This window comes from Salinibacterium sp. dk2585, assembly GCF_008001035.1.
In the GTDB taxonomy this organism is placed as follows: domain Bacteria; phylum Actinomycetota; class Actinomycetes; order Actinomycetales; family Microbacteriaceae; genus Homoserinimonas.
Map to the genome: position 1 here is coordinate 2,393,670 of NZ_CP042856.1, position 25,063 is coordinate 2,418,732.

28 protein-coding genes, 1 tRNA gene and 1 pseudogene are annotated in these 25,063 nt (G+C 69.7%); 15 read left to right on the top strand and 15 right to left on the bottom strand.

Annotated features, from left to right (window positions below; translation table 11 throughout):
• Nucleotides 1-125: 125 nt before the first annotated feature.
• Nucleotides 126-2,021: a heavy metal translocating P-type ATPase gene (locus FVA74_RS11265; protein ID WP_147722506.1), complete on the top strand. Its 1,896-nt coding sequence runs from the start codon at nt 126-128 to the stop codon at nt 2,019-2,021.
• On the opposite strand, the pseudogene FVA74_RS11270 reads toward FVA74_RS11265, so the two are convergent.
• The 8 genes and pseudogenes from FVA74_RS11270 to galU form a co-directional block, all read right to left on the bottom strand.
• Nucleotides 1,996-3,224, bottom strand: a pseudogene (locus tag FVA74_RS11270) (Dyp-type peroxidase). The gene FVA74_RS11265 and the pseudogene FVA74_RS11270 sit on opposite strands and share 26 nt — an antisense overlap.
• Nucleotides 3,224-3,784, bottom strand: coding sequence for a copper chaperone PCu(A)C (locus FVA74_RS11275; RefSeq protein WP_240792228.1), 561 nt, complete (start codon nt 3,782-3,784; stop codon nt 3,224-3,226). Before FVA74_RS11275 ends, FVA74_RS11270 begins: the two are co-directional and overlap by 1 nt.
• Entirely contained in the window at nt 3,781-4,392 is a 612-nt protein-coding gene (locus tag FVA74_RS11280) for a copper resistance CopC family protein (protein ID WP_147722508.1), read from the bottom strand. Before FVA74_RS11280 ends, FVA74_RS11275 begins: the two co-directional genes overlap by 4 nt.
• Nucleotides 4,393-4,435: 43 nt before the next feature.
• Complete coding sequence (locus tag FVA74_RS11285) at nt 4,436-5,062, bottom strand: hypothetical protein (RefSeq protein ID WP_147722510.1); 627 nt, start codon at nt 5,060-5,062, stop codon at nt 4,436-4,438.
• Nucleotides 5,063-5,138: 76 nt separating this feature from the next.
• Nucleotides 5,139-5,211, bottom strand: a tRNA-Ala gene (locus FVA74_RS11290).
• Between the two features lie 52 nt (nt 5,212-5,263).
• The gene (locus FVA74_RS11295) at nt 5,264-6,277 is read right to left on the bottom strand and encodes a hypothetical protein (RefSeq protein ID WP_147722512.1); all 1,014 of its coding nucleotides are present in this window, start codon (nt 6,275-6,277) and stop codon (nt 5,264-5,266) included.
• Between the two features lie 147 nt (nt 6,278-6,424).
• The gene (locus tag FVA74_RS11300; RefSeq protein WP_147722514.1) at nt 6,425-7,072 is read right to left on the bottom strand and encodes a GNAT family N-acetyltransferase; all 648 of its coding nucleotides are present in this window, start codon (nt 7,070-7,072) and stop codon (nt 6,425-6,427) included.
• A gap of 3 nt (nt 7,073-7,075) precedes the next feature.
• A complete protein-coding gene (galU, locus tag FVA74_RS11305) occupies nt 7,076-7,969 on the bottom strand; it encodes a UTP--glucose-1-phosphate uridylyltransferase GalU (RefSeq protein ID WP_147722516.1) in 894 nt (297 codons plus the stop codon).
• A 34-nt stretch (nt 7,970-8,003) separates the two neighbouring features.
• Between galU and FVA74_RS11310 the strand changes: the two genes are divergently transcribed.
• The 3 genes from FVA74_RS11310 to mscL are packed head-to-tail and all read left to right on the top strand — an operon-like array spanning nt 8,004 to nt 9,372.
• A complete protein-coding gene (locus tag FVA74_RS11310) occupies nt 8,004-8,594 on the top strand; it encodes a 5-formyltetrahydrofolate cyclo-ligase (RefSeq protein ID WP_147722518.1) in 591 nt (196 codons plus the stop codon).
• A gap of 17 nt (nt 8,595-8,611) precedes the next feature.
• Nucleotides 8,612-8,917: an FmdB family zinc ribbon protein gene (locus FVA74_RS11315; RefSeq protein WP_147722520.1), complete on the top strand. Its 306-nt coding sequence runs from the start codon at nt 8,612-8,614 to the stop codon at nt 8,915-8,917.
• Nucleotides 8,918-8,946: 29 nt separating this feature from the next.
• Nucleotides 8,947-9,372: a large conductance mechanosensitive channel protein MscL gene (gene mscL / locus FVA74_RS11320; RefSeq protein ID WP_147722522.1), complete on the top strand. Its 426-nt coding sequence runs from the start codon at nt 8,947-8,949 to the stop codon at nt 9,370-9,372.
• Between the two features lie 93 nt (nt 9,373-9,465).
• Here the strand turns inward: mscL and FVA74_RS11325 are convergent, their stop codons facing one another.
• The gene (locus FVA74_RS11325; RefSeq protein WP_147722524.1) at nt 9,466-9,672 is read right to left on the bottom strand and encodes a hypothetical protein; all 207 of its coding nucleotides are present in this window, start codon (nt 9,670-9,672) and stop codon (nt 9,466-9,468) included.
• 2 nt (nt 9,673-9,674) lie between these two features.
• Nucleotides 9,675-13,439 (bottom strand): ATP-binding protein, encoded by a 3,765-nt coding sequence (locus tag FVA74_RS11330; protein WP_147722526.1) that lies wholly within the window; start codon nt 13,437-13,439, stop codon nt 9,675-9,677.
• A gap of 107 nt (nt 13,440-13,546) precedes the next feature.
• On the opposite strand from FVA74_RS11330, the gene FVA74_RS11335 reads away from it, so the two are divergent.
• The 5 genes from FVA74_RS11335 (at nt 13,547) to FVA74_RS13630 (ending at nt 17,615) form a co-directional block, all read left to right on the top strand.
• The gene (locus FVA74_RS11335; protein ID WP_147722528.1) at nt 13,547-14,851 is read left to right on the top strand and encodes a hypothetical protein; all 1,305 of its coding nucleotides are present in this window, start codon (nt 13,547-13,549) and stop codon (nt 14,849-14,851) included.
• 460 nt (nt 14,852-15,311) lie between these two features.
• Nucleotides 15,312-16,799: a DUF2510 domain-containing protein gene (locus FVA74_RS11340; protein WP_147722530.1), complete on the top strand. Its 1,488-nt coding sequence runs from the start codon at nt 15,312-15,314 to the stop codon at nt 16,797-16,799.
• Between the two features lie 95 nt (nt 16,800-16,894).
• Complete coding sequence (locus FVA74_RS11345) at nt 16,895-17,242, top strand: hypothetical protein (RefSeq protein WP_147722532.1); 348 nt, start codon at nt 16,895-16,897, stop codon at nt 17,240-17,242.
• The gene (locus FVA74_RS11350) at nt 17,242-17,451 is read left to right on the top strand and encodes a hypothetical protein (RefSeq protein ID WP_147722534.1); all 210 of its coding nucleotides are present in this window, start codon (nt 17,242-17,244) and stop codon (nt 17,449-17,451) included. Before FVA74_RS11345 ends, FVA74_RS11350 begins: the two co-directional genes overlap by 1 nt.
• 8 nt (nt 17,452-17,459) lie before the next feature.
• Nucleotides 17,460-17,615 carry a hypothetical protein gene (locus FVA74_RS13630; protein ID WP_168220120.1) on the top strand — a complete coding sequence of 52 codons (156 nt, stop codon included), beginning with the start codon at nt 17,460-17,462 and terminating at the stop codon, nt 17,613-17,615.
• A gap of 34 nt (nt 17,616-17,649) precedes the next feature.
• Here the strand turns inward: FVA74_RS13630 and FVA74_RS11355 are convergent, their stop codons facing one another.
• Nucleotides 17,650-18,447, bottom strand: a complete 798-nt coding sequence (locus FVA74_RS11355) for a type II CAAX prenyl endopeptidase Rce1 family protein (RefSeq protein ID WP_147722536.1) — start codon at nt 18,445-18,447, stop codon at nt 17,650-17,652.
• A 48-nt stretch (nt 18,448-18,495) separates the two neighbouring features.
• Nucleotides 18,496-18,894 (bottom strand): four-helix bundle copper-binding protein, encoded by a 399-nt coding sequence (locus FVA74_RS11360; RefSeq protein ID WP_147722538.1) that lies wholly within the window; start codon nt 18,892-18,894, stop codon nt 18,496-18,498.
• A 92-nt stretch (nt 18,895-18,986) separates the two neighbouring features.
• Here FVA74_RS11360 and FVA74_RS11365 point away from each other — a divergent pair, with 92 nt between their 5' ends.
• From FVA74_RS11365 to FVA74_RS11380, 4 genes are all read left to right on the top strand, one after another.
• Nucleotides 18,987-19,823 carry an SDR family oxidoreductase gene (locus tag FVA74_RS11365; RefSeq protein WP_147722540.1) on the top strand — a complete coding sequence of 279 codons (837 nt, stop codon included), beginning with the start codon at nt 18,987-18,989 and terminating at the stop codon, nt 19,821-19,823.
• Nucleotides 19,824-19,916: 93 nt separating this feature from the next.
• Nucleotides 19,917-20,687, top strand: coding sequence for a hypothetical protein (locus FVA74_RS11370; protein WP_147722543.1), 771 nt, complete (start codon nt 19,917-19,919; stop codon nt 20,685-20,687).
• Nucleotides 20,684-21,307, top strand: coding sequence for a PRC-barrel domain-containing protein (locus FVA74_RS11375; RefSeq protein WP_147722545.1), 624 nt, complete (start codon nt 20,684-20,686; stop codon nt 21,305-21,307). The genes FVA74_RS11370 and FVA74_RS11375 overlap by 4 nt, the downstream gene beginning before the upstream one ends.
• A gap of 112 nt (nt 21,308-21,419) precedes the next feature.
• Nucleotides 21,420-21,854 carry a hypothetical protein gene (locus tag FVA74_RS11380; RefSeq protein WP_147722547.1) on the top strand — a complete coding sequence of 145 codons (435 nt, stop codon included), beginning with the start codon at nt 21,420-21,422 and terminating at the stop codon, nt 21,852-21,854.
• A 68-nt stretch (nt 21,855-21,922) separates the two neighbouring features.
• On the opposite strand, the gene FVA74_RS13635 is transcribed toward FVA74_RS11380, so the two are convergent.
• The 3 genes from FVA74_RS13635 to FVA74_RS11390 all read right to left on the bottom strand — a co-directional run bounded on the left by FVA74_RS13635 (nt 21,923) and on the right by FVA74_RS11390 (nt 23,045).
• The gene (locus FVA74_RS13635) at nt 21,923-22,096 is read right to left on the bottom strand and encodes a hypothetical protein (RefSeq protein ID WP_168220121.1); all 174 of its coding nucleotides are present in this window, start codon (nt 22,094-22,096) and stop codon (nt 21,923-21,925) included.
• Entirely contained in the window at nt 22,093-22,521 is a 429-nt protein-coding gene (locus FVA74_RS11385; protein ID WP_147722549.1) for a DUF1761 domain-containing protein, read from the bottom strand. Before FVA74_RS11385 ends, FVA74_RS13635 begins: the two co-directional genes overlap by 4 nt.
• Nucleotides 22,522-22,601: 80 nt before the next feature.
• Entirely contained in the window at nt 22,602-23,045 is a 444-nt protein-coding gene (locus tag FVA74_RS11390) for an SRPBCC domain-containing protein (protein ID WP_147722551.1), read from the bottom strand.
• A gap of 176 nt (nt 23,046-23,221) precedes the next feature.
• Here FVA74_RS11390 and FVA74_RS11395 point away from each other — a divergent pair, with 176 nt between their 5' ends.
• Both FVA74_RS11395 and FVA74_RS11400 read left to right on the top strand, forming a co-directional pair.
• Nucleotides 23,222-24,022, top strand: coding sequence for a hypothetical protein (locus tag FVA74_RS11395; RefSeq protein WP_147722553.1), 801 nt, complete (start codon nt 23,222-23,224; stop codon nt 24,020-24,022).
• 53 nt (nt 24,023-24,075) lie between these two features.
• A complete protein-coding gene (locus FVA74_RS11400) occupies nt 24,076-25,002 on the top strand; it encodes an aldo/keto reductase (RefSeq protein ID WP_147722554.1) in 927 nt (308 codons plus the stop codon).
• Nucleotides 25,003-25,063 lie beyond the last annotated feature (61 nt).

The window sequence follows — 25,063 nt, forward strand, 5'->3', positions numbered from 1 at the left end:
GGGGGTCGAGTACTCGGTCGAACTCGAGAAACCGGCTCGCTCAGAACTCCGGGAGACGATCGAGCGGATGCTGCGAGCCCTAGATCCCCGCTGACATCCGCCCGCGCGTGCGAGAGACTTGCCTCATGTCTCGCGCACTCCCGGCGCTGTCGCGCTACCCCATCATCACGGCCACCGTCGCGGCCGGGGTGGCCGTGCTCGGGCTGGAGCTTGCCGAGCAGTCGCTCGTCGCACGCTGGGTGGCAACCATCTTCGTCGGCCTCATCATCGTGTGGACGGTGGTCGGCATGGCCAGGGACATCCTGCGCGGCCACTTCGGCCTCGACATCCTGGCGGTCATCGCGATGGGGGCGACGCTCGCGGTGGGTGAGTATGTCGCCTCACTCATCATCGTGCTCATGCTCTCCGGCGGCGAGGCCCTCGAGGACTACGCGCAGCGCCGTGCCGCCCGAGAACTCACCGCACTCCTCGATCGTTCGCCACAGTTGGCACACGTGCTCAGCAATCCGCGCGATGGGGCATCCGAACAGGTACGGGATGTTGCGGCCGACGCCGTGCGCGTCGGCGACACCCTCCTCGTGCGACCGTCGGAGATCGTGCCCGTCGATGGCGAACTCCTTACCGAGGGAACCTTCGACGAGTCGTCCCTCACCGGTGAGAGCATGCCCATCACACACGAGCCGGGTGAGCAGGTGCTGTCCGGGTCGGTCAACGGCGACCGGGTCGTGCGGATGCGCGCCGTGCGCACCAGCGCAGACAGCCAGTACCAGCAGATCGTCACCCTCGTGCAGGAGGCGCAAGCGTCGCAGGCACCCGTCGTGCGCCTCGCCGACCGCTTCGCGATCCCCTTCACCGCCGTCTCCCTCGCCATCGCGGGCACCGCCTGGGCCGTCTCGGGCGACCCCACCCGCTTCGCTGAAGTGCTCGTGCTGGCGACGCCCTGCCCCCTCCTCATCGCCGCACCCGTTGCGTTCCTCGGTGGGCTCTCGCGCGCGGCCAAGGCCGGAGTGATCGCCAAGGGCGGCGCCGTCATCGAGCAGCTCGCGCGCGTGCGCTCTGCCGCGTTCGACAAGACCGGAACACTCACGATGGGGCGGCCGGACCTCCTGCGGGTCGTGCCGGTCGGGGTGACTGCCGACGAACTCCTCCGACTCGCGGCATCCGCTGAACAGTATTCAAGCCACGTGCTGGCGGAAAGCATCCGTCGCGCCGCCACCGCCCGGGGCCTCGACCTACTGCCCGCGAGCGACGCCAGCGAGGTCGCCACGGCGGGAGTCCATGCCGTCATCGGGGAGCGACAGGTCGTCGTCGGCAAGCCCGCGCACATCGCGGAGATCGCCCCCGACGCGCGCGCGATCGACCTCGAACCGGGGCAGGCGGCCGCCTACGTCGCGATCGACGGACGCTACGCGGGAGCCCTCGTGCTCGCGGACGACATCCGACCCGAATCCGCTGCCGTCGTCGCCTGGCTCCGCGACACCGGGGTCGAGCATGTCGCCATGTTCACGGGCGACGCCCGTGCGACCGCAGACAGCGTCGCGGCACAGGCGGGCATCACCGACGTGCACGCGGAACTGCTGCCCGGCGAGAAAGTCGCCCTCGCAGCGAAGACCCACCCGCGCCCCCTGCTCATGGTCGGCGACGGGGTCAATGATGCGCCCGTGCTCGCCGCCGCCGACGTCGGCATCGCCATGGGCGCCCGGGGCGCCACGGCCGCAGGAGAAGCCGCCGACGCCGTCATCCTCACCGACTCCCTCGCGGGCGTGGCCGAAGCCGTCTCCATCGGGCGGCACACGCTGCGCGTCGCCCACGCCGCCATCTGGATCGGCATCACCCTCAGCGTCGGGCTCATGCTCATCGCCACGACGGGAATCATTCCGGCGGTCGTCGGCGCCCTCACGCAGGAGCTCGTCGACCTCGCCACAATCCTCTACGCCCTGCGCGCCCTCACGGGCCCCCGGCTGGCGCTCGGCACGCCCGCGCCAGCCGAAGACCTCACGCGAACAGCGTCTCCCCGATGAACCCGCCCTCCTCGCAGCCGGGAGGCATCGCGAAGACGGCCGAACCGACCGGCGTCGTCCACTCGTTGAGCAGGTCGAGTTCGTCGAGCCGGCGCTGGATGGGCACGAACTGTGCCGTGACATCCGCCTGAAGCGACACGAACAGCAGGCCCGAGTCGGAGACATCCGCACCCACCGGCGACTCGTCATAGTTGTAGGCGCGACGGAAGATCACCTCCTCGCCACGCGACCGCCGCACGTGCGAGAACGCGGGGATCACTGGGAAACCCGCAGCGGTCTTCGCCAGCAGGTCCGGTTCATCGAACTCCGCCTTCGCACCCGTCGGGCTGCTCGTGAGCGGAGCGCCATTGGACTGGAACCGCCCGAGGGCCTGATCGCGGCCGCCGCGGTCGAGCCGGTCCCAGCCATCCAGGTCCATATGGATGCGCCGCAGCACAAGGCTCGTGCCGCCGGCCATCCAGCCATCCGTGCACCACACCGCCCGATCGAACCCAGGAGTGCCCGGCACGGGATTGCTCGTGCCGTCCACCTGAGCGAAAAGGTTGCGCATCGTGGTGCCAGACGGCTCGGAACCGTGCGCCCGCCGGAACCCCCGCTGCGACCACCGCACGCGAGCGAAGGAACGAGCATCCTTCAGCAGCATCCGCAGCGCGTGGGCCACCGTCACCTGGTCGTCTGCGGCCACCTGCAGCAGCAGGTCACCGTCACTGAACTCCGGGCGCAGCCGGTCGATGCCGAAGGCGGGCAGCGGGGCCAACCATTCGGGCGCCGTTCCACCCACCCTCGACACCAGGCCCGGCCCGAACCCGAACGTCACGGTGAGCCGAGCGGGCGTCGCCGCCAGCTCCGGTTCCGTGTCCGCGAGCGGCGGCTGGCCACGCGTGAGCCTGGCAGCGTCGTCACTCAGGATGTGCAGGAGACGCCGCACCCCGTCGCGGTCCACCTCGGGCAGCAGGTCGAGCGCAAGGAACACCGCGTGCGCCTGCGGCGCCGTGTCGAGCCAGCCTGGTGCGCCCCATGGAAGGGGATCGTCTCTTCGCCATTCAGCGGCCTCGTCACGGGGTCGGACGGCGCCGTGTGCGTCGCACGGTCGATAGCCACCGCGGCGACCGCCCCCACCCCGGCAGCAGCACCCCCAAGGAGGAACTGCCGCCGGGTGGCGACGATACGTTGGGCGCGGGCGGTCGCATCACCCGCGGGCATCAGTGATTCCCGGAGTGCTCGGCCTCACCCTCATAGCTCTCGTTCGCACCCGCGAAGTCCTTCACGGGTGCCGAGAACTCGAGTGTGGACCCATCGGAGAAGCTCAGCTCGACACTGACCTCCTCCCCTGGCGCGAGAGGGCCAGTCAGACCCATGAGCATGAGGTGGTCGCCGCCCGGTTCGAGCACACGCTGGCTCTCGCCCGGGATCGTGAAGCCACCGGAGACCTCCCGCATCGTCATGGTGCCAGAGGAATCCGCCACCGTTTCATGCAGTTCGGTCGCCGACGCCGCATCCGTCGCCGCCGCCTCGACCGTGACCTCGGCGTCCCCGTCGTTGTCGAGCACCGCGAAGAGACCCGTCATGCCCGCGTCGCCCGCTTTGACCCAGGCGTCGGAGACCCTGACGACCTCGGCTGCCGGCACGGCGGATGTCGCGGCATCCGTCGAGTCCTGAGCGGCGCAGCCCGCCAGGGCGGCGAGCGCGAAGGATACGAGGGCAGCACTCATCCGGCGCCCCCGCAGCGACATGCTGTGGGGCGCCATCGCTGCGGCGGTCACCGCGCGCTCGTCTCCGAGTCGCGGCCGCCGCGCCGACGCATCACAATGACCACCACAGCGATGACGGCCGCCGCAATCACGACGATCACTGCGATGACGCCGGCGCTGAGGCCCGCACTGTCATCAGCCGGGGCCTCGTCCTCGACCTCAGGTTCTGCGCTCGGCGCACTCGTCGGCTCCTCATCGGCCGGCTCCTCGCTGGGCGCGGCCGGAGCATCCACGGTGAAGCTGAAGACCTCGGATCTCGGGTGACCGTCTTCTGAGACGACCTGCCAGCTCACCTCGTAGGTGCCGCCGGGCATCCCGTCCGCCAGCGGCACCGTCACGCGGCTGCCCTCGACGACCGGGGCGGACTCGACCCAGTCGTGGCCCTCCGCATCCGCCACGACGACCAGGGTCGAGGACCCTCCGAGGGTCATGAGGTTGCCGGAGAAATCGAGCACGATCTGTTCGGGAGCTTCCTGGAGCACAGCACCCGCGGCGGGGTCGCTGCCGATGAGCGAGTCATGCGCGGCGGCTGGAACCGCCGGCGCAGCGACGGTGGCCAGGGCGAGGGCGGCGCCCGCCGCGAGTGCACCGAGGCGCGACAACTTTGTGAAACGGGACATGTGAAACCTTTCTCTCGACGCCGCTCGGCGTCATCTACTCACTTCAGAACGCGGGAGTGAGTGCGAGAGGTGGCCCGCGACGCAGGAGCGGAGAGAAGGCGAAGCATGCAGAGAGCGAGGCGGTCGAGAACTGCGGCGTCGGCATCCGCCCAGGCGCCATCGCGACAGGGGCGAGCTGAGCTGGAGTGACGCGCGCCGCGACCCAGGATGCCACCCACGCGGCGACTCGACGGATGCTCGCGAGGGCCGACTCCCCGCGCTGCACGGCGGCGATCGTGATGACGGCGGCAACACCGTGCCACAACCACATCACTGCCGGGTCATAGGCGGATGCCGCGGCGCTCGACTCTGCGGCCACCAGCACGAGCCCGTGGGAGCCGTGCCCGACGCCCGAGGTCACGAAGGATGCCGAGCCACCAGAGGCACCGAGCACGAAGAGGGTGTGGAAGAAGAACTGGCTCACGCCCACCGAGACGGAGAGTCGACCGAGGGAGAGCGTCCAGCGCGCGAGGCCCATGCACATGGGCAGCGACAGCACCCACGGGGCGAGGATGCCAAGCCAACCCGGAACGTCGCCGCCGCCAAGCACGTGCGAGAGCAGCGCAACGAAGGTCGCCACCGTGGCGGCGACGAACCCGCGCACCGCATGCCGCTGGCGAGACGACTCCATGGGTCCATTCTCCCACCGCGTCGACGAGTGCCCACACACAAGGAAAGCCCCCGCCGAAGCGGGGGCTTTCACCCTGTGGACCCTAGGAGATTCGAACTCCTGACCTCCTCGATGCGAACGAGGCGCGCTACCAACTGCGCCAAGGGCCCGTGGGCGGTATCTACGATAACACCATCGCGGAGGCGGACCGCACGGGAATCGTCAGACCGCGCGGCGGCGGCGCAGCGCCTCGTTGATGTCCGCTGGCGCGAGGTCGACGTCGTCGATCACACCCATGCTCGCGAAGCGACTCGGTGCCTTCTCGATGGGAGCGGGAGCAGCGGATGCCGCGGGCGCGCCTTGAGCCGCCGCCGGCGCCTGCTCCGCCTGGCTCGCGCGCAAGGCCTGCTCGGCGCGAGCGGACGCTTCTTTCAGCTCCGCGGCGTGATCGCGGGACGGCGCGGTGGCGTCGGCCTGCTCGGCGGCGGCCGGCCGGGCGAGGCGTGCCGCGGCATCCGCGAAGCTGACATGCGGCACGGCGGGGGCCTCTGGCCGTGAGAGGTAGAGGGGCTTGGGGATGGGATTCGGCGTCCAGCCCGGCTTGGCCGCGGCATTCGCGGACGGCTTCTCCCAGAGGTCCTGCACGGGGGTCGAGACCTTGGGCGCCTGCTGCACGACGTCAGCGAGCTGCCTGCGCGCCTTCGAGACGGCAGCGAGCTGGCCCAACAGCACGGTGGCGCCCGCGGCGACGACGAGGGATGCCACGAGGAGCACGACACCGATTCCCGACACCGCCTGCACGGCCCCAGCAATGATGCCGACGATCGACGCGGCGAGCACGAGCGTCGAGATCAGCCGTGAACGTCGCAGCCTGCGGGACGCAAGCGAAGTGCGGGCGACATCCGCCGCAATTGCGGGCTGGGTCTCGGCAAGTCGGTGGGCGGCGGCACGCGCCTCGGCGGCCCGTTGGGCCCTCTCGATGGCACGGGTGCGCTGCATCTCGCGGTGCATGACCTTCTCCTGTTCGGCGACACTGCGCGCCGAGTTCTCGACCCGCACCTGCTCAGGCATCTCGGCCGTCTCGGCGAGGATGCGGAGCGTCTGCTGCAGTCGCACGGTGTTGCGTTCGGTCGAGAGGTACTCGCGGCGACGGAACCACGTCGGCACGAGATACGCGAGCCAGAGCACCGCGGCGAGCGCGATGACCACGCTCGAACTGAGCCCCTCGAATCCCATGACCCAACGGTATGAGCGGGGCGGCGAAACGGAGGGCAGGCGGCGGGGGTGTGTCTGCTGTGAAAACGCTCTGCGGGCCTGGCGCTCTGACGCCGACCCCCACATGTATCGCCAAGGGCGACGAGGCGCGATCCCGTTCGTGGGGCTCTAGGCGCGCTTCACCCCGGCTGCCCGCCAGTCCGCCTCGGGAATCTCGGCGTTCAGGGCGGGCACCCGGTCGTCGAGCCATCGGCGCAGCACTCCCTGCCGCACCTCCTCCACGACGAGCGCGAAGCAGAAGTGGTCGCGCCAGTCGCCATCGATGTGGATGTAGCGGCGCCGCAGCCCCTCGTAGCGGAACCCCAGCTTCTCCACGACCCGCAGCGACGCCGAGTTCTCCGGGCGGATGCAGATCTCCATGCGGTGCAGGCCGAGGGTGAAGAAGCAGTGGTCAGTCGCGAGCGCCACCGCGGTCGGCGTCACGCCACGGCCCGCGAAGCGTTCCGACACCCAGTAGCCGAGCGTCGCTGAGGCGAGTGAACCGAAGGTGATGCCCGAGACATTCAGCTGCCCCGCGAACTCCCCGTCGACCTCGATGGCATAGGGGATGCCCTGGCCCGAACGCGCGTGGGCCAGGAGGTTGCGAATGCTGTACTTGACGTCGAACTCGGTGGGCCCGTAGGGGCTCGTCGCCTCCCAGCGACTCAACCACGAACGGTTGTCGAGCAGCTCACGCTCCAAGGCGCGCGCATCGCGCACGCGAATCGCTCGGATCGTCACCGCTCCCTCGGAGAGGGTCGGCAGGGGGGCAGCCACGGCTCAGTCCAGTGTGCCCACGAAGTCCTTGAGCCAGGGCCGGAGCTCCTCGCCCAGGTCTTCCCGCTCGACCGCGAGTTGCACGATCGCCTTGATGTAGTCGGCCCGGTCGCCCGTGTCGTAGCGGCGACCGCGGAACACGACACCGTAGACCCCGCCCGTCGCCTCCGGCACCTGCGCCATCGTCTGGAGGGCATCCGTCAGCTGGATCTCGCCGCCACGGCCCGGCTCCGTGCGCTCCAGGATGCGGAACACCTCGGGCATGAGCACGTAGCGCCCGATGATGGCCAGATTGGAGGGGGCCTCGCCGGGCGGCGGCTTCTCAACCATTCCCGTGATGCAGACGACGTCGTCATCGTCGGTCGGCTCGACCGTCGCGATGCCATACATATGGGTTTGCGAGGGGTCGACCTCGAGGAGGGCGACCACGCTCGCGTCACGAGCGGCCTGCACCTCAAGCATCCGGCTCAGCAGCACATCGCGCGAGTCGATGATGTCGTCGCCGAGCAGCACCGCGAAGGGCTCATTGCCCACATGCATCTTGGCCCGCAGCACGGCGTGGCCGAGACCAAGCGGGTTGCCCTGCCGCACGTAGTGCATATCGGCGAGCTCAGTGGAGTAGTTGACCTTGTTCAAGCGCTCCGTATCGCCCTTCGCCTTCAGCGTCGCCTCAAGCTCGCTGTTGTGATCGAAGTGGTTCTCAAGCGCGTTCTTGTTGCGGCCCGTCACCATCAACACGTCGGTGAGGCCGGCGTTCACCGCCTCCTCCACCACGTACTGGATGGCCGGCTTGTCGACGACGGGAAGCATCTCCTTCGGCATCGCCTTCGTGGCCGGGAGGAACCGGGTGCCGAGCCCGGCCGCCGGAATGACCGCTTTCGTGATCGTGAACGCCATGAGGCTTACAGTACCTTTCCCTAGGATGGCTTCTATGTCAGACGAGTTACCGAATCTGAAACGCGCCATGCGCGCCGAGCTTCGGGAACGGCGTCGCATCATGACCAGCAGCGAAGTCGAGAACGCCACCGAGCAGCTCACACTTCACCTCACGCGCCTGACAGAACGCCTAGGTGCGAAATACGTCGCCGCATACCTACCGAACCCCGACGAGCCCAACATCCGCCCCTGGCTCAACTGGACGCACGAGCAGGGCATCCGCGTGCTCCTCCCCATCTCGCGCGATGACGGCCTGCTCGACTGGGTGCTCGGCGATGGCGAACACGAACTGCAGGGCCGCTTCGGCGTGCCCGAGGCCGTCGGCGAGGTGCTCGGCCCCATCGCGATCAACGAGGTCGACCTCATCATCGTGCCGGCGGCATCCGTCGACCGCAGCGGAATGCGCATGGGCTGGGGCCGCGGCTACTACGACCGGATGCTCGGGTCAATGCAGCAGCGCCCGCCGGTTTATGCTGTGGTATTCGACAATGAGCTGGTCGACGAAGTGCCCACCGACGTGCACGACAAGCCGGTTGACGGCGTCGTCACCCCCAGCGGAATCGCCGAACTTCAGCAGTCCACCTGACCGACCGGAGCATCCGTATGCCCACCTACGCCTACCGTTGCGCCTCGTGCGAGCACGCATTCGAGCAGTACCAGGCCTTCACCGACGACTCCCTCACCGACTGCCCCGCCTGCGGCGAGTCGAGCCTGCGCAAGGTCTTCAACTCCATCGGAGTGACCTTCAACGGCTCGGGCTTCTACCGCACCGACTCTCGCGGCACGGCTGACGCATCCAAGAAGTCCCCGGAAGCCTCTGGCACGAAGTCCTCGGATGCGGCAGGCTCATCGTCATCAGGCAAGCCCCCGTCGACGCCCGCCCCGGCTGCCGCGAGCACCCCCGCCTGAGCCACCCCCGGCACGCGAAGGAGAGCGCCATGCTCAAGGGTTTCAAAGACTTCATCATGCGCGGCAACGTCATCGACCTTGCTGTCGCCGTCGTCATCGGCACCGCATTCACGGCGATCGTCAACTCGATCGTCGAGAACCTCTTCAACCCGCTGATTGGTGCGCTATTCAACGCTGAGAGCCTGGCAGACGCGTGGGATGTGCCCATCACGTTGTTCGCGGGCGAAGCCGTCATCAAGTTCGGCGCGGTCGCGGCGGCACTTATCCAGTTCCTGCTGATCGCGGCAGTGGTGTACTTCGTGTTCGTCTTCCCGATGAACAAGTTCCGCGAGCGTGCCGAGGCACGGAAGGCCGCCGGTGCTTCGGAGACCGTCGAGCCGCCGACCGAGCTCGAGCTGCTGCAGCAGATCCGCGACCTCCTCGCGAAGGACGCGGCCTCGCCCTCCAAGGAGTAGCGCCCCGGCGGGTTGAGTAGCGCGGTTCGCTCCGTTGGCCCAATCGCGCCAGCGATTGCGCGAACCGCGCCGCTCAACCCGCGTATGAGACGGTCAACCCCAGTGGGGCGGCTTGTCGCGCTTGAGGCGCTCGTCATTCTCGCCCTCCGCGTGGCGCGGCGGCTCGGGCACCCCGGACGGGTCGTAGCCGGGCACCGGTTCCGTCGTGACGCGGCGGCGCACCCGGGGGCGGCGCTGCGGCTCGGCATCCGGGGTCGCGGGAGCCGCGGCATCCGCCCGCCGCTCGTCGTGCTCAGCCACGGCTACGCCGACTTGATGACGGGGATCGGCTCCGTGACGGGGCCCTGGCCTGCACCGAGCAGCGCGACGACCCGGTCGGCGATCGCGTCGGGGTTGTTGAAGAGCTCGAAGGCGTGCACGCGCATGTAGTGCCAGCCGAGGCGACGCAGCAGTTCCGGGCGCAGGCGCAGCGACTCGCGCAGGCTCGCACCCTGCAGCACGGAATCGGACTCGATCGTGAGGCACTTGCCCCCGTGCGAGGTGACGAGGCCGAGCTTGCCGCGGTGGCCGAGCGCGACGCGGAGTCCACGCTTCTCGAGCCGCTTGGCGAGGTCGACGAGCATGGGGTCGCTGTCGTCCGGCACGAACTCGGCGGCCGTGCGAGCGGATGCGTCGGCCAGGATCTCGGCGAGGGCGACGGCCCCACGCTCCATGCGCGACTCATCGATGTCTTCGGGCTCGAAGCAGGTGACGATGACCATGCCGCGGCGGGCGCGGGTCATGGCGACCGCGAGGAGCCGCTCACCGCCGGGACGACCGAGGGAACCGAAGTCGCTCAGCACGCGCCCGTGCGGGGTGCGGCCGTAGCCGATCGAGAAGATGACGCGGTCGCGGCTCTGGGCGACGGCCTGCTCGATTGTCGCGACCGTGAAGGGCTCCGAGCGCTCGCTCAGCACGAACTCGCTCAGCTCCGGGCGGCCGGGCAGCGCGCCCAGCACGGCCTGCTCGACGCGCACGGCGTGCTTCTCGCTCGCCGTGATGACCATGAGCGACTCGTGCGGGCGCGTCTTGGCGTGCTCGATGACGAGCTCGACCACCCGGTCGACCTCGGCATCCGGGCTCTCGACCGCGCCGGAATCCTCATCCGGGAGGGCGCTGCCGTGCTTGACGTGCTCGAGCTTCAGGCTTCCGTGCCCGAGGAAGCTGCCCGCCCAGGGAAGCGACTCGATCTTGCCCGCGTAGAAGCGGCGGTTGACGAGCTCGGCGAGGTCCTCGCCGCCGGCCCGGTAGCTGCGGGTGAGGGCCAACGTGGGCAGGAGCGTGCCGAGCCGCGCGAGCGTCGAGTCGGCGTGCACCTCATCGAGGTCGGTGTCGGTCTCCGCGTGCACCGTGTCGAGCGGGGTCTCGCCCGTGAGCCCGATGCGGAAGGGCGAGGGCGTCTGCGTGACCGGGTCACCGAACGCGACGGTCTGCTTGGCGCGACGGATGGCGCCGACCGTCTCGGCGAGGGTCGTCGCCCCCGCGTCGACCAGGATGACGGTGTCGAAGGGCATCGTGTCGGTGATCTGGTCGACCTCGTAGGGCGAGGCGATCCAGACGGGCGCTATCGTGCGCGACAGGTGTGGCGCGGCCCGCTGCAGTTGCTCAGAGGTCACGTGCTCACGGCGAAGGATGCCCTTGAGCTGCGTCGCCTCGTCTGGCCAGTCGACGAGGCCGATGCTCCAGTTCTCGGCGAGCTGCCACGCAAGCAGTTGGGCACTGCCGGCAGCGTGGGCTTCGTCGACGAGACGGAAGTCGGCTTCGAGGCGGTCGAGCACGCCGGTGTTGGCGCCGAGGAGTGCACGGTCGCCTTCGAGCATCGATTCGAGCGCCGACTTCCACCACGCGAGTTCGAGTTCTGCGGCGACCTGCGAGTCGGGCACGTGCCGCTCGGAGAGGTCGACGAGGAGGGGGTCGAGCTGCAGGTCCTGCAGGGTCGTGCGCAGGGCGGCGCGCTCCTGGAGGTTGGCGAGGGCATCCGATTCGGCGGCGAGGCCCGCGAGCTTCGCGAGCAACTCGGCGATCGGAAGGTTGACGAGCTCCTGCCGCGGGTCGCTCGTGCCAAGGGGGCGGTCGAGTGATGCGAGGTCCTGCTCGATCTGCTGGTGCAGCACCTGGGCTGAGGCGATGCCGGCAGGCACCTTTGGCGGGATGCCGGAGGGCACGTAGCGCTGCCACATGAGCCGCTGCTGCTGGATGCGCACGAGGCTCTCGTGCATGTCGCCGACGGAAACGCCGGGACGCACGTATTCGCGCGCGAGCTTCTTGAGCCTGCGGCGGTTGGCGCCCGACATCTCGGGAGATTCCTTGCGCGGAGCGGTCGCGGCAATCAGCTCGCTGAGCGAACGGTCGAAGACGACGGGCTGGAACTTGTCGAGCGTGTCGCGGATGTCGGTGAGGAGTCGAAGGTAGTTGCCGAGCTCCGCGATCGACTCGAAGGGACGCATGTGGGTCGAGCTGATGAGCTCGCCCGCGCGCTCGAGCAGGCGCGGCACCTCGTCTTCCGACAGTCGCTTCGCCAGCATGTGGGCGGCGGTCGCCTGCTCACTCGTGGCGAAGTTCGCGCCGTACCAGGGAGAATCGCCGGGCCCGTAACGGAACTCGCCCAGCTTGGCGGCCTGCACCATCGCCTCGGCGGCGGCCTTGCGGTTGTCGATCAGGCGCTCGATCGAGGCGCGGGAGAGGCGTGCCGTCGTCGACGGGGGCGTAGGGAGGAGCGCGAGACGCGAGAGCTCGGTGAGGCAGTCGAGCACCGAGATGCCGATGACGGGGTCGCGGCGGGCGATCGCGATGCGGTAGTCGAGCAGTACCTTGCGCAGGCGCACGAGCGCGTCGTCGACCTCGGCGAGCTGCGCCGGGCGCGCCTTCTCGTTGCGGGAGACCGCCCGGATGACGTCACGGCGCAGGGTCGAGGGCGAGACGGCGGCGCCGTGCAGGCCGATCTCGGCGAGGCGCTGGGTGATGCCGGTGAGGCTCGAGCGGCGCGGGCTCACGACAAGCACACGCTTGTTCTGGTGCACGAGGGCGCCGAGCGCGTTCACGATCGTCTGGGTGCTCCCGGTGCCGGGCAGGGTCTTGACGACAATCGAGTTGCCCGCGGCGATCTGCGCGATGACCGCTTCCTGCTCGCCATCCGCGTCGAGCAGCAGGTTGTCGGTCTCGGGGGCACGATCATCCGGATGCTGCGGGTCAACGGCGACGATGCTCTCGCCGACCGTCCACTTGGCTCCGGGGTTGCCGGCGAGCGCGTCGAGGATGGGATGCTCGAGCTGGGCGGCATCGTCGACCATGCGGTCACCGACCGAGGCGAAGGTCGACACGACGAGCCGCGGCTGCACGTTGAACCACTGCACGTGCGAGGTGAGCCCGCGCAGGCGGTCGATCACCGTGTTGGGCTTGAATGCCCCGTCGTGCTCGGCGAGGGCGACGAAGGCGTCGGCGTCGAGGGTCACCCCGTGCTGCGCCTCAAGCGCGCGGGCAAGGTCGGGGTTGAGGAAGGGCGTGCCGAGCAGCTTCATCTCGAAGTCGCGACCGTAGCGACGGATCGCGAGCGGGCGAAGCAGCACGGGAGCGCGGTAATCGACCTCGTCGTGGCTCCACTCGCAGATGCCGATGCCGAGGTGCACGGCGTCGATGCCGCGGGCGGCGGAGAGTTCGAGCGACTTCGAGGCGATCTCCCCGGCCGCGACGCGGGCGGAACGGAGCGCGAGGTCATCGCGGATGAGGCTCGACAGGAGCGTCTTCTGTCCCGTGATGAACTGCGCGAGCCCGCCGGGATGGGTCGTGCTGAGCTCGATGCGGCTGCGCGGGTTGTCAACGAAGTGGATGAGCGGCGAGGGCCCGCCGACCGTGGCGAGCTGCTCTCGCCATCCCTGCCACGTGGGCTCGGCGATGTTGGCGGCCGTGTATCGCGGGTCGCCGAGGCTCAGCGCGTGGGGTGCCGTCACCTGCTTCTCCGCGCGGGCAGCGTCGTTGGCGAGCTCGTCACCGAGTTCGTCGTCTTCCGGTTGTCTGTTGGCAGGCCACACAGCGCCCACCTTAAGCGGCGAAACCCCGATTTCCCGGTAGGCGGGGCCGCTTTTCGCCGCTTGCCGACGCTCAGCCCCGGCGCGACCCGGCGCAATACAGTGGGGGCATGGATGTCGCGTGGACCATCATCCTCACCCTCACGGGCATCTTCGCGCTCGGGATCGTCGCGGGGTTCACCGTGTTGTTCCGCCGGGGACGGCGCGAGGGGCCGGCGCGGCACGCATCGCGCTCGGGCGCGCCGCTCGCGGCTGCGGATCCCACGGGCGCCGCCGCGAGGCGCGCGAACATCCTCCTCGTGCAGGCGGATGACGCGGTGCGCGACGCCAGCGACGAGCTCGACTTCGCGCTCGCCCAATTTGGCCAGGAGCGCACGCGGGCCCTCGCGGCGGTCGTCGCCTCCTCGAAACGGCAGGTCATGGAGGCCTTCGAACTACAGCAGCGCCTGGATGACGCGATCCCCGACAGCGAGGCCCAGCGACGGGACTGGACCGCCCGAGTCGTGCACCTGTGTGAGTCGGCGCAGGAGGCGCTCGCCGCAGAACTGCAGGCGCTCGACCGGCTGCGCGAGGCCGAGCGCAACGCCCCCGAAACCCTGGCCGAGCTCCGCCGCAGGGTCGAGGCGCTCCAGACCCAGCGCACCGAGACGGGAGTCGTGTGGGCCGAACTCCAACGCACCTACGCCGCCGCCGCCGTCGCAAGTGTGAGCGACAGCCTCGACCGTGCCGACGAGGAACTCGACCAGGCGCGCGAGGCGATCGACACTGCGGCGCTCGCGGCCGACGGTGACGGACAGGCATCATCGTCGCGCGCCACCTCGGATGCGATCGACGCCCTGCGCTCGGGCGAAGACCACGCGCGGCGAGCCACCCACCTGCTCGACGCGGTGAGGGCCCTTCGCGAGCAGCTCGCTGCGGCCGATGCCGCACTCACCGAGCGCATCCGTCACACTCGCGAGAACCTCGACGAGGCCCGGGCCCTGCGCGACGGCACGACGGATGCCTCGGCCGGCGCGGAGGTGATCGCGGCGATCACGGTGGCCGAGGGGGCGCTCGGAAAGGTCGACGAGCGCGAACCGCTGGCATCCCTCGACCGCCTGCGTGACGCGAACGCTCGCCTCGATGCCGCAATGTCGGGCGCGCGCAACGCGGAGCAGCGCCTCGCGCAGGCCCGCGAGGCGCTCGCGGGGGCACTCGTCGGCGCACGAAGCCAGGTGGCGACGACCCGCGACTATATCGAGGGCCGGCGTGGCCGCATCGGCAGCGAGGCCCGCACCCGGCTCGCGGAGGCCGAACGCCTCCTGGCCGTCGCCGAGGCAGAGGTCGACCCGGTGCTCGCCCTCGACACTGTCCGCAGTGCGGCGACCTACGCGCGGGATGCGGATGCCCTCGCGCGCTACGACCTGCTGCGCTGAGACGCGACCGGGTCAGGCTGATACGGCCATGTTTCGGCCGCATGGGTGGCATCCGCAAAAGTGCTGGGTCGTTGCTGTGCCTCACGCTCATCTCATCTGCGCTGCATAGTGTGTGCGGCACCACGAGTCCCACCTCCCAGGCCCCTTGCTTCGAGAGGCACCACGTCACCCTGCGCGCCAACAGTCTGCGGACTGCAGCGCGATCAGACAGCACAGTGTTGCAGTAGGCCGACGTACCCCGGCCCCCGCCGCCTGCCCCGCTTGAGGGGGTGGCCAAACCGCCACGGATGGTATTGGATGGCGGCGGGGAACACCGGGGGGCGGTGCTTCAGCGAATTGGGGCAATGTCCCCCAAACTGAGGACACGGTGCGATACGCTTCTGCAACCCGAGACCTCCCCGAAAGGGGCTGAACACCCGACAGTCCCCGGCAGGAAGAATCGCAACGCGGGAGTGCTGACATGACCGATTCGCTCAACAACGCCACACCCGCAGGCTGGTATGTCGACCCGATGACGCACCAACACCTGCGGTGGTGGAACGGGCAGGCGTGGACCGAGAGCGTCGCCCCCCTGCCCGGCGCGCCCGCCGCACAGCCCGTCGCGCCCGCACCACGCGTGCAGCAACGCTTCGCCATCGGCGCCGCTGACGAGAGCACGCAAGCTGCCGCGGCCCAGACCCAGACGGCGGCCGAGCGCTTCGCCCCCTCCTCGGTTCCCGCGCAGGAACAGCACAGCGAGGAGCAGGGTTTCAAGACCCAGGTGCCCGCCTATGCCGCCCGCATCGAACAGCCGCGGACCGAGGCACAGGCGAACGCCCAGCCCGCCATCCCGTGGCCAGCAATGGGCAACGCGACAACGCAGGCCGCCGGCCACTACACCCCCCAGTACGGCGACGCCCTCGATCTCCTGAAGGGCACCTCCCTCGTGAGCGGATCGGGCGGCCCCGATGCCGCTCCCGCCTACCGCCGTAGCTCGACAGCGCCGCTTGACACGGGCACGGATGCCCCGGCCGACGCCTTCGCCCAGCCGCAGCGTCTTGACCCTCCCCACGGCGAGGTGCGCCCCGACCTGGCCTTCGCGACGCGCCAGCAGCAGGAGGAAGCCGCCCGCGCGGCGGAAAAGGCCCACCTGGCCGAACTCGCGCGCCAGGAGGAGGCCCGTCTCGAATGGGACCGCCAGTTCCAGGCACAGCAGGCGCAGGCCGAGGAACTGCGGCTCGCACAACTCGCGCAGGTGCAGGCGCAACTGAACCAGGCGCAGCAGCAGGCACAGGCGCAGCAGGCGCCGCAGCAGGCATCCGAACCCGACACCGAACTCGAGTCGACGCTCATGTCGCGTCGCCAGCGCCGCGAGAAGCCCGAGCCGGTGCCGCCCGCCCCGGCAGCCGAGCCCCGCGACCATGACGACCGCCACGACGATGTGTGGGCCGGGCCGGAGGACCGCAGGGCCGAGGTCAAGCCGCAGTGGTCCACGGTCGGCAGCGCGCGGGCCGCCGAGCGGCAGTACGCCGCGCCCAGGTTCTGGGGCACCGTGTCGGTCTGGCTCCTCACGATCACCCCGTGGCTCGGCGCCCTCGCCGCCTTCGTCGCCCTCGCTCTCTTCGACGCCTGGTCACTGCCGGCCCTCGGCGTGCTCGCGCTGCCCTGGCTCATCGGCGTGCTGTGGGCGCAGCAGGATGCGACGCGCCTCGGCGACTTCGGACACGAACGTCCGGCACGCGCCGCTTGGGCGATGCTGACCGCGCCCGTCTACCTCGTGATGCGCACCATCCGCGTGCGGCAGGAGGTCGGCACCGGCACGGCACCCCTCTGGGTGTGGGCGCTGAACGCGGCCGCAGTCATCGCGATCGTGGCATCCGTCGGCCTCGCACCCGACGCCCTGCCCGCCTACCTCGTCACCGCCCTCGAGCCACTGCGCGAGACAGCGGGCGACTGGCTGGGTCGCTGACGCGGCCACCAGGAGCGGCCCGATCGGCCACCGAGGCCTGAACCTTCACTGAGTATCACCCCACCGACGCGACGGGCGAGCCTATCGTGGGGGCCATGAGCACCCACGAACACGACCGGCACAACCGCGCGGCTGCCCCCGGCGGCGCCCTCTCGCCCGGCTCTACGGCGACGGGCGGCGGATCGACCAGGGAGCAGTGGCGGGCCGAGTACGGCCTCGAACCACCGACAGTGCCGCCCTCCCCCGCCGACCCCGACGCCCTCATCCGGGGCCAGCGGGTCACGACGGCTCATGACATGGAGCCCGGATCCGAGCACCACTCCGCGTACGCGCCGACCGAGACGTCCGTCGCCGGGGTGCAGCCCGCCGGACCGGCGCACGCCGACGCAGACCTGAAGTCCGCCAAGACCCCATCCACCACCGACACGCAGGAGGAGCAATGATGGATCGCACACCGCACCCCGAGCAGCCCGCCGAGGGCACCGACCAGCCGGCCTACACCGAGGAGGAGAGCACCGACGAGGAGGTCACCGACGACCCCGTCGGCGAGAACGTGCTCTCGAAGCTTCCGGGGGGCGACTCCCGCGACGTCGGTGACGCGGCCGACCCGGAGCAGGGCGTAGGACCCGAGGCCCACGGGCCGCTCCCATAGGAAACGATATGGACAGGGAATACGAACCCAACCTTGACGACGAACGCGAAGAGGAACTGGTCGACGAGCCGGAGGTCAAGGCTCCGCCGACCATCGATCCCGAGGAGCGCATCGAGGTTGAGGAAGACGAGGACGTGCCCTTGGACGACGAACGTCCCGCCTGAGGACTGAGCACGCCAGCGGGCTCGGTGGGTGCGGCTACGTCGTTGCCAGCCGGGCCCGCTTCTTCTGAGCCGCCGCGAACATTGCCATGAAACTGACGGTCGTGATGACGCTCGCCGCGAGAAGCGCCAGGGCGACCGGCTGGGTGATCTCCCGCCCACCGGTCATGAGGGACACCCCAACGGCGACGATGGCGTGCACGACCGTCGTGAGCGCCACGCGCTGCAGCACCGAGCCGTTGCCGAGGTAGCCGAGCAACACCGCGAAGGCGGTCACGGCGAGCACGACGGCGCCGATGGTGAGCGCAGTGTCCTGCATGGGGAACATCTGCACGACCCAGAAGGCCCACACGAGCCCCACGATGATGGTCGCGAGCAGGCGGCTGCCCGCGAGTTCGAGGATGGGCTGGGCAAAGCCACGGATCGCCAGCTCCTGAAGCGCCGCGGCGACGATGATGCCGATGACCGTGACGACGGCCGGCACGCCCTCGACGCCGAACTCGGCGAGGGGCAGCGAGACCCCCGTGAGCGCCAGAACCGCGAGCGTCAGGCCGAGGAGCACAGCGGATGCCGCGACCCCGAGCACGAGATGTGCGATGACCTGGCGGCGCGCGACGGGCGCGGGCCACAGCCCCTCGAGCGCGCGACGGTGGCTCGCCCACGCCGCGAGGGCACCGGCCGCGGGGCCGAGTGCGGCGAGCGGGAACACCCCTACCGCGACCCCGCTGAGGTCCTGCCAGACGTCGAGCACGACCGAGACGATGCCCGCCGTGACGGCGAAGATGACGAGGGGAACAAAGGCGCGCTCAAGACGCGACGTGTCGGGGGTAGGCACACTCCATCGTACGGGTGCCGCGCCACCCTCCCGCGCTTCGGCCGCCCGTCAGCCGAGCGTCTCGAGCAGGCGCCTGCAGCTTGCGGCACAGCGACGGCACGCCTCCGCGCACGCGCGGCAATGCTCGTGCATGTCGGCGTGCGACTCGCACTCGGCACCGCAGGCCTCGCAGGCGGCGACGCATGCGGAGAGCAGCGTTGCGAAGATCTCAGGGTCCCCGCTGCCCTGCCTGCTCAGCACCCTGAGGGCGGCGTTGCAGACGTCGGCACAGTCGAGGTCAGTGCGGATGCACTTGCGAAGGTGGTCGACCGACTCCTCATGCAGGCAGGCATCCGCACAGGCCGTGCAGGCCTGCATGCAGGCGGCGATGTCGTCGATCACGGCAGCCAGGTCAGACACGTCCGCGCCGGCCGCCGGGTGGCTCTTGAGAATCGTCTCTGTCGTCATGCGGGCCACGGTACGACGGGCACCCGACTCATTCGGCGAACGCGCAGGGACTTGCCAGCATGGCTGCGGCGGGGCGCGCCTACCGTGTGCGCATGAGTGAAACGGCCAGCACCCAGGGCGGGGTGCCATTCCACCCCAAGACCGCGATCGTCACCGGATCGGACTCGGGCATCGGCAAGGCGACCGCCGTCGCCCTCGCCACGGCGGGGCTCGATGTGGGCATCACGTGGCGCTCCGACGAGGAGGGCTCCGAGGAGACGGCGAGGCAGGTGCGGGAACTCGGCGGCAAGGCCGTCGTCGCCCACCTTGACCTCACCGACGTGCCCGGATGCGGCGACGTCATCGACCAACTCGCGGACGAACTTGGAGGGGTCGATGTCTTTGTGAACAACGCCGGCACGGGCGCGAGCGTCGGCTTCGTCGACATGAGCTACGAGCAGTGGCGCGAGGTCGTCACCACGGACCTCGACGCGGCATTCGTGTGTATGCAGCGCGCCGCCCGCCGCATGGTGGCCGCCGGCAAGGGCGGCCGCATCATCGCGGTGACGAGCGTGCACGAGCACATGCCGCGCGTCGGCTCGTCTGCCTACGACGCGGCCAAGCACGGGCTCGGCGGGCTCGTCAAGACGGCGGCGATCGAACTCGGCCACCTCGGCATCACCGTCAACTCGGTCGCGCCGGGAGAGATCGCGACGCCCATGACGGGGCAAGAAGACGAGAATCCCCGCGACGTGGAGCGGCCGGGCGTGCCGCTGGGGCGTCCGGGAGACGCGCGGGAGGTGGCATCCGTCATCGCGTTCCTCGCGTCGGAAGACTCCTCCTACGTCACGGGAGCGTCCCTGCTCGTCGACGGCGGCATGGCGCAGATGGGGGCCCAGGCAGGGTCCCACATCGAGAGCAACGAATGGCGGTCACCCGACAAGCAGTAGCGATAATCCCTCGCTCCCCACCTTGAATCCCCAGCGGTGTTGACGTATCACCTGACGCAAGGCACAAGCACGGGAACCCGAGGAGGGCGAACAATGAGCACGCCAGGAGATCACAACGACCCCGCCGCACGCGATGCGGCGGCAAGAGATGCGGCGGCACGCCACGACGACACGCTGCGACGTGACGCGACAGTCGGCGACGACCGCCGCGAGGACGCGCCGCCCGCTGCGCCGGTGTCGGCGAGCGCCGCATCCGCCAACACGGGCAGCAACGCTGCTGCCGTGCCGGTCGAACACCGCGGCACACTCCGCGAGGAGGTACTCGAGCGCCAGGAGGAACGCTTCGGCGGCATCAAGGTGGGCTCCGCCTTCTTCGGATGGCTGGCGGCGGTCGGCCTCGGAGTACTGCTGACGGCCCTGGCCGCGGGCATCCTGACGCTCCTCGGGCTCGAGGTCGGATTCGGCGACGCGGCAGAGGCGGCGGCGGAGAATGCCGACACGGTCGCCCTCGTCACGGCCATCACGCTCATCGTCGTGATGTTCGTCTCCTACTTCTGCGGCGGATACGTCGCCGGGCGTATGGCCCGCTTTGACGGCGCAAAGCAGGGGCTCATGGTGTTCCTGTGGGGCCTCATCATCGCGGTCGTCGTCGCGATCATCGCCGCCATCACGGGTGACGCCTTCAACCTGCTCAGCAACGTGCAGGCCCTGCCGAGCATCCCGCTCGGCGACACGGATGTCACCGCCGCGAGCATCATCACGGCAATCCTGCTGGCCCTCGCAATGCTCGCTGGCGCGGTGCTCGGCGGCATGGCCGGCATGCGCTTCCACCGTCGCGTCGACCGAGCAGGGCTGGGCCGATGATCGAGAACAGCGCAGTCGGAAGCATCATCGGCGCCCCCGCGGTGGGGCCTGATGGGGAGAAGATCGGCACGGTCGGCCAGGTCTTCGTCGAACCGCACACGAGCATGCCGAACTGGGCGACCGTGCACACGGGCCTCTTTGGGCGGCACGAGACCTTCGTGCCGCTCGACGCTGCAACGTTTGATCGGGAATCGCTGCACCTGCCCTACAACAAGGACACGATCAAGGACGCGCCCCACGTCGACACCGACGGCCCGCTCAGCCCGGAGGCGGAGTCGGAGCTCTACCGCCACTACGGCATCACGCCCGATGTTCCGGATGCTTCGCCGGTCGAGCCAGAGTCGGATGCCGCGGCCGACCACGACTCGCGCGACTCGCACGACACCGTGGTGGGCGACGACGTCGCAAGGGACGAAAGCGCTCCGCCGCTCGGCGTGCCCATCGCCCACACCCCGGCCAACGCCCACGACCGCCACCCCGACCCGGAGGCGGCCGCAGCGGGAGCCGAGTATGCGGAGGAGTCGCGCCGGCAGCAGGGCGAGGCATCCGACACCGACGCTCGCCTCGTCGACGACGCCAGCACGCCCCCTCGTAAGGACGGCCCGCGCCACCGCGCCTGACGCTCCATCGTCGACGCCGTCACCTTCGGGTGGCGGCGTCGACGCGTGTGCGCACCTGTGCCTTTGCTCAACATCTGTGCAGTGACGGATGCCTCGGCCTAACGTCTGCGGCATGAGCAACATTGACGACACGAACCTCGGCGGCACTGACGGTCTCGGCGGGGAGCCGTCGGACCTGGGCGCCGACGCGAACCCCTTCGAGCAGGGCACGGGCGACCCCGTGGGCGCTGGAACGGTCGAGACGCCGAACGTCGATGGCGGCCGACCGGAGGGCGCGCCTGACGAGGACGCGACATCCGATGACCCTGCACCCCGCGACCCCGTCGACGCTGCGGCGGAATCGAAGCAGACCGTCGTGAACGATGCCGTCGCCGGCGAACCTGTCGAGGGCACGCCAGAAGACGACGACCCCGGGCTCATCGAGCCGATCGAGGGCGTCGGCGACGACGAGGAGAACCGCGCCGAGTTCGACGCGACCGATGGCCTGGCCGAGGATGCGCCAGACCAGATCCAGACCGACCCCGCGGGCGATATCGCGAACCGCTGAGGTCCATGGTCAACCGGCGTCGACTGGGTCGGCGCCGGTTTTCCGTGTCCGCCGTGGCTCCGGCCCTCTCAGTCGCCGTCCGCTCCGCCGTCCACGCCCCAGTCCGGGACCTCACCGGGAGCGAGCGTCTCCGCGGCGTGCTGGGTCGGGGTGCCCCCAAGCGAGTCACCCTGCGGCAGCCGTTTGTAGAGGTCGCCGCTGGCCTGCGCCGCGGCATCCGTGTGATCGTGCTTGTCGCTCACGCTGCACCGTCCCCGCTGTTGCCGAACAGGCCAATGATGAACGCGATGGCAAGGAACGTCACCAGCTCGTGCGCGATCGTGAGGAGGGTGAGCCGGCGGGGGCGATTCTCGAAGGCGTCATGCGTGATGAAGCGCGCCGCTGCGAGGCCGGCCCACAGGATGATCGACGTGATGACCGAGTTCGCCAGGAAGCTGCCGCCATAGAAGTGGTGCGCGATCGCGGCCGCGCCCGCGAGCACCCACGAGGTCACGAAGGCCGTGATGACGCCCACGACGATCGGGACCCAGCCGTTCTCGTGCGGTCGGACACGGGCATCCTTCGCCCGCATCGTGCCGAACACCTTGGGCGTGTACCAGACCGAGCCGATCGCGATCGTGGCGACGGCCGCGACGATGACGGCAAGCCAGTTGATTTCGGGGACCATGGCGGATGCCTCTCCGTTGAGTTGAAACGGATGCTACTCCGTCGCCGGGGCGCGCGAAAAGTCCAGCAGGGTGCGGCGTTCTAGCGCGAAAGCACCTCGCCCAGCTTCGCGAAGCACTCGCGCCATCCCTCTTCCGTGATGTCGCGAAGCGCCGGCGAGGGGAAACCCGACTGCTCGAAGCGCATCTGAGTCGTTTCCCCGGTCTCCTGCAGCACGACCTCGACGAGGGTCTCGGGGCCGACGAAGGTGCCGTCCACCTGCGTGAGGGTGAAGGAGACCTCGCCCGGCGCATCCGCCTTCCTCCGCTCGCCGCGCTCCGCGTAGGCGCGTCCGTTCGGATCCTCGTACTCGATGTGCCACGGCCCGCCAACGGATGATTCGAGCTCACACTGCGTGATGGTGAAGCCGGGCGGGGCGAACCACTCGGTGACTGTCTCCGGGTCGACCCATGCGTGGTAGACCCGCTCGCGCGGCACGGGGTATTCCCAGTCGACAACGATGTCGTAGGTCTCTTTCGCGGCCATGGTGCCTCCTGCTTCACACGGCCGGAGCGCGCACAGCGGCCTTGGCCCTCACGCCAGCGTGCGCCGGGCGTCGCCGCAAAGTCAAGGATGCCCACGGGACTCGCAGGCGAGGCGCAGACGAAGGCCTTGCCGCAGCACCGTAGGATCGAACGACCACACAAACCTGAAGGAGCCTCGTGAAAGCGCGTGCCCGAGCTCGGCAGTTGCAACCCGGATCGACCGTACGGTGGGACCGCATCGAACGCGACGCCTTCGCGGGCCACCCCGGAGTGGTTTATGACGCGCCTGGGCCGACCACGTCGAAGGAGAAGAAGAAGATGAGGCGGCGGGACTGGTTCCTCACCGTGCCCCTGTTCATCATCGTGGCCGCCGCGGTGGGGTCACCCATCTGGGGCTTCGTCGCGATCGCCGCCGATGGCAGCCGCTTCGCAACGGCGGCCCGCGATTCAGACCCGGCCACCACGATTCCGGTTGCGGGCGCCTTCTTCGCCTGCGCGCTCCTTGTGCTGCTCTCCCTGATGATCGCGTGGCTGGTGCGCGGGCGGCCAAGAGCAGCCGGGTTCGAGTTCGGCTACTCCGTCATCACCCTCATCCTCAGCATCATGGCCGCGTTCTCGATCTCGCGCCGAGGTGAGATGGGGGGCGTCGAGGGCTGGGACCTGTGGGTCCTCCCCGCCGTCGCGTGCATCATCGTTGGCGGCCTGTTCGCATTCGTGCTCTCCGTCATTCGGCTCAGGCACCAGGCCGCCAGCACACTCTCTTTCGAGAACGCTGACCTGCTTGAGTCGCGCACGGAGAAGGCGAAGGAACTCTCCGACACTGAGCGGGCCGCGATCCGGGCCGACCTGGATGCCGCCATCGCCGACCTTGAGGAGCGCGGCATCATCTGCGCTACCACTGCCGAACGCGCGCGCCGTGCCCCGCTCGGCGGACTCAGCCTCACCCTCGCCGATGGAGCGACAACCGCGACGCCCTGAACGGAGGGTGGCAGACCGATGGCACGACCAGCCTCGCCCGCCACAATGGGTGCATGAGCAATCCCTTCTCTGACACCTTTCCCCTCGCCCTCGGCGGCAACACCTTCGGCTGGACCAGCGACGAGGAGACCTCGCACGCCGTGCTTGACGCGTTCGTGGCATCCGGCGGCAACCACATCGACACGGCGGACGCATACTCCGCGTGGGTGGACGGCCACGTGGGCGGCGAATCGGAGCACGTCATCGGCACGTGGCTCGCCCAGCGCGGCAACCGCGACAGCGTGACGATCGCGACGAAGGTCTCACGGCATCCGCAGTTCAAGGGACTTGCCCCCGACAACATCGCGGCGGCCGCCGACGCTTCGCTCGAGCGCCTCGGCACCGACCACATCGACCTCTACTACGCCCACTACGACGAGCCGGAACGCCCCATCGAGGAGATCGCCGCCGCGTTCGACGCCCTCGTGACAGCCGGCAAGGTGCTCGCGGTCGGCGTCTCTAACGTCGAACCGGAGCGCATCGCCGCCTGGATCGACACCGCACAGAAGAACAATCTCGCCGCACCCATCGCGCTCCAGCCGCACTACAACCTGCTCACGCGCGAACCCTACGAGAGCAGCCTCGCGCCTCTTGCGGCACAGCACGGGCTCGGCGTCTTCACCTACTTCTCGCTCGCCGCCGGCATGCTGACGGGCAAGTACCGCTCAGCATCCGACATTCAGGGCACCGACCGCGAGCGGCACCTCTCGCGTTACACGAACGACGCCGCGTTCCGCGCGATCGATGCGCTGACGGATGTCGCGGCCACCCACGGCGTTGCGCCCGCGTCGGTCGCGCTCGCCTGGCTGCGGAGCAAGCCGAGCGTGGTCGCCCCCATCGCGAGCGCGCGCAACGTCGCCCAGCTGGAGGCCCTCATCGCGGGTGCCCGGCTCGAGCTCACGCCGGAGGACGTGGCGCGCCTCGACGCGGCCTCCGCGTAGCCGCGTGGGCGTTGCCCTCGGCAACGCAAAGTGCGGGCCCGGTGGCGATGTGCGGCGTAGA